This is a genomic window from Burkholderia sp. Ac-20392 (assembly GCF_017104585.1).
Classification (GTDB): Bacteria; Pseudomonadota; Gammaproteobacteria; order Burkholderiales; family Burkholderiaceae; genus Burkholderia; species Burkholderia lata.
The window spans coordinates 1-3,748 of record NZ_JAAGPB010000659.1 but is presented as its reverse complement, the minus strand read 5'-3'; the positions used below and the strand labels follow the sequence as shown (position 1 = coordinate 3,748).

At 65.6% G+C, this 3,748-nt stretch carries 3 protein-coding genes and 1 pseudogene; 1 reads left to right on the top strand and 3 read right to left on the bottom strand.

What is annotated here, in order from left to right; all coding sequences use genetic code 11:
* Positions 1 to 140, bottom strand: a pseudogene (locus G3N99_RS36390) (MFS transporter); the annotation flags it as partial.
* Positions 141 to 393: 253 nt separating this feature from the next.
* On the opposite strand from G3N99_RS36390, the gene G3N99_RS36385 reads away from it, so the two are divergent.
* Positions 394 to 1,773 carry an MFS transporter gene (locus tag G3N99_RS36385; protein WP_206124778.1) on the top strand — a complete coding sequence of 460 codons (1,380 nt, stop codon included), beginning with the start codon at positions 394 to 396 and terminating at the stop codon, positions 1,771 to 1,773.
* A 78-nt stretch (positions 1,774 to 1,851) separates the two neighbouring features.
* Here G3N99_RS36385 and G3N99_RS36380 read toward each other — a convergent pair whose 3' ends face one another.
* Together G3N99_RS36380 and G3N99_RS36375 are read right to left on the bottom strand one after the other, a co-directional pair.
* Positions 1,852 to 2,577, bottom strand: coding sequence for a site-2 protease family protein (locus G3N99_RS36380; RefSeq protein WP_174986042.1), 726 nt, complete (start codon positions 2,575 to 2,577; stop codon positions 1,852 to 1,854).
* Complete coding sequence (locus G3N99_RS36375; RefSeq protein ID WP_174942146.1) at positions 2,574 to 3,536, bottom strand: DUF2167 domain-containing protein; 963 nt, start codon at positions 3,534 to 3,536, stop codon at positions 2,574 to 2,576. Before G3N99_RS36375 ends, G3N99_RS36380 begins: the two co-directional genes overlap by 4 nt.
* Positions 3,537 to 3,748: the final 212 nt, after the last annotated feature.

The window sequence follows — 3,748 nt, the reverse complement described above, 5'->3', positions numbered from 1 at the left end:
TCGGCGATCATCGCGCCGAACGGCCCGTAGTAGCCCGCGAGCGTGACCGACAGCACGGCCTGCACCGCGATCAGCCGCGCGATGCTCGGCGCCGCGTCGAGCCAGGCGAACAGCGGATACATCAGCATCTCTCCAGTCAGTTGCATGGGGTGTGCTCCGTGGTTCGGGAATAGATCGCCCATTGTAGCTCAACAGATATGATGTCTGCCTACCAAGCATCAATATTCACGTCACCTGCCGAACCCGAGTCGAATCACAACAAGCCCTTATTCCGCGGGAGAATCCCCGTGATTTTTACCCTTTTACGTCTTCATCCAGAGGGAAAACCCGAGGTTTCTGCGTCTGATTATTGCCAATAAACTGGCGCCATGTCATACGACGACGTACATTAAAGTGCCTAATCAGACTCCCTCACGCGAGCTTCCGCTCGACCTCGCGCGCACCGCGCGCCGGACCGCCGTGCGCTACTGGATCCTGGCGATGCTGTTCGTCGTCACGACGCTCAACTATGCGGACCGCGCGACGCTGTCGATCACCGGCACGCCGATCCGCAAGGCGTTCGGCATCGATCCGGTGACGATGGGCTATATCTTCTCGGCGTTCAGCTGGGCGTACGTGCTCGCGCAACTGCCGAGCGGCTGGCTGCTCGACCGCTTCGGCGCGCGGCGCGTGTATGCGGGCAGTATCTTCCTGTGGTCGGCATTCACGCTGCTGCAAAGCACGATCGGCCTCGGCGGCAGCGCCGCGTTCGCAGTCGCCGCGCTGTTCGCGATGCGCTTCGCGGTCGGCATCGCCGAAGCCCCCGCCTTTCCCGCCAACGCGAAGGTCGTCGCGAGCTGGTTCCCGACCGCCGAGCGCGGCACGGCGTCGGCGATCTTCAACGCCGCGCAGTACTTCGCGGCCGTGGTGTTCTCGCCGCTGATGGCGTGGCTCACGCATGCGTACGGCTGGCACCAGGTGTACCTGTGGCTCGGCCTCGCGGGCATCGCGCTCGCGTTCCTGTGGCTGCGGGTCATGAAGGATCCGGCCGACCATCCGGCCGTGAACCGCGCGGAACTCGAGCATATCGAGCAAGGCGGTGGCCTGGTGCGCACCGCCGCGCGCGGCAGCAATGGCGCGCGCTCCGAAAGCAGCCGCGTGGCCGGCTGGTACTACGTGCGCCAGCTGCTGTCGAACCGGATGCTGATCGGCGTGTACCTCGGCCAGTACTGCGTGAACGTGCTCACGTACTTCTTCCTCACGTGGTTTCCGATCTACCTCGTGCAGGCACGCGGGATGTCGCTGCTGAAGGCCGGCTTCATGACGTCGCTGCCCGCGATCTGCGGATTCCTCGGCGGCGTGCTCGGCGGGATGCTGTCGGACGGGCTGATTCGCCGCGGCGTGTCGCTGACGCTCGCGCGCAAGATCCCGATCGTCGGCGGGATGGCGCTGTCGATGGTCATCATCGGCTGCAACTACGTCGACAGCGAAGTGCTGGTGATCGTGCTGATGGCCGTGTCGTTCTTCGGCAAGGGGATCGGCTCGCTCGGCTGGGCCGTCGTCGCGGATACCGCGCCGAAGGAAGCGATCGGCCTGTCGGGCAGCCTGTTCAACATGTTCGGCAACACGGCCGGCATCGTCGCGCCGATCGCGATCGGCTACCTCGTCGGCGCGAGCGGCTCGTTCAACGGCGCGCTCGTGTTCGTCGGGCTGAACGCGCTCGTCACCGTGCTCAGCTATCTCGTGATCGTGAAGGACATCCGGCGTGTCGAGCTGCGTCATCGCGACGCCTGACGTTCGGCGTCAAACCAAAACGACGGCGGCCGCATAAAAACGGCCGCCGTTGTTGCATTTGACCTCGGGTATCCGCTGTCAGATCGACGAATGCGCGACGCGCAGCATGTCGTGCACGCCGGACGTCATCAGCGCGAGGAACGCCAGCAGGCCGACGTAGCAGAGCGCATACGTCGTCTTCGTCTCGATCGACGTCGCGTAGTACACGCGGTTCTCCGGCGCGTCGGGATCGTAGCGCCACGCGCGCTTCAGCTGCGGCAGCGCAAGGATCGCCATCACGATCAGCAACGGGCTCGGGCGATAGACGAACAGCGCGATCAGCACGGGCACGCCCGCGAACCAGATGCGCGGCGACAGCACCGCGGTGATCCGACCGCCGTCGAACGGCGACAGCGGAATCATGTTGAACAGGTTCAGGAAGAAGCCCGTGTACGACAGCGCGAGCAGCAGGTTGCTGTCGTAGTGGCGCGCGGCCGCGTAGCAGGCCAGCGCGCCGAGCGTGCCGACGAATGGCCCGGCGAGCCCGACGTACGCCTCGGTTTCCGCGTCGTGCGGCATCTCCTTCAACTGGATCCATGCGCCGACGAACGGGATGAAGGTCGGCAGCCCGACGTCGAGCCCGCGCCGCTGCGCGGCAATGTAATGACCGGCCTCGTGCACCAGCAGCAGCGCCACGAAACCGGCCGCGAACCGCCAGCCGTAGAACAGCGCGTAGACCGCGATCGACGCCAGCATGGTGCCCGCCGAAATGAGCACCTTGCCGAGCTTGAGGCCGCCGAAGATCAGCAGCAACAGCTTCGTCATTCCTTGCGCTCCGCGCCGGACGCGTCGGATACGCCGGATGCATCGGCAACGGCCGGCACCGCGGCCGCCTTCGGCTTGCGCCCGAAGAAGCGCTTCACCGCCGCGCCGCCGGCCAGCAGCGCAACCGCGCCGATCTTGAAGAACTTCACCGCGAATGCACCGATCAGCGCGAGCAGGCCGAGCTTCTTCGCGCCGACGCCGACGATCAGCGCCGCGAGGCCGTACTCGGCAACGTGGTCGGTCGACTTGTTGAAATCGGCGTAGCGTTTGCCGTCGTTGAAACTGATGTTCGACAGCAACTCGTCGGCCGACACCTTGTATTTCGGCAGGTCGGCAAGCGTCGACGCCATCGTCAGCGACAGGTAGCCGTCACGGCCGAGCACGAGCGTCCGGTAGTTCACGCCGTCGTTCTCGGCGTTCGGCGCCGCGCCCTTGTCGCGGATGATCGCGGACCACACGAGCCGGTGCGAGGCCGCGTCGTACGCGGGCGCCTTCGCCCAGCCGACCACCTCGGTTTCCGGCAGGCCGCGTTCCTTGCGCCCGGGGTTGTCTTCCTCGGTGCCGGACTGCAGGCTCTTCAGCAGTTCATCGGGCTTCCAGTCCTTCGCGTCGTCGTCGCGGATATAGCCGCTCGGCTCGAACGACACGACCGAGATCCAGTCGGCATCGGGATCGTCGGGCAGCACGAGGCCGACCAGCTTGGTTTCGTCGATCGAGTTGCCCATCGAGCGCAGGTAGCGGCCGGCTTCGGCGGCCGGCACGAACGATTCGCCGGCTTTCAGCTTCAGCACGGCTTCGTGTTTCACGTCGATGTCGGTCGGGCCCTTCACGACCGCGTCGTTGGCGGCCGCGGCGGCGGCCCTCATTTCCACCTGCGCAGCTTCGGTCTGCGCGTGGCTGGTGGTCGCGGCGAATGCAAGCGTCGCCACGCAGGCGAGCCGGACGGCAAGTTTTTTCATTGTTGGATTCCCCTGGAATGCCTTGTCGTAAATATGCACGGCGTCGGCCCATGCGTTTTCAATCGCGGGTCCGGCGTCGTCTCTCAGTTGGCACGGGGGCTATGGTAACGCAGCGCGGCGACACGCCCGGGGAACGGCGCGATGCTTACGTCGCAGGTAATGCCCAAGGGGCGCGGGATTGCCTATCATCAGCACCATGAACCCGACCGCCG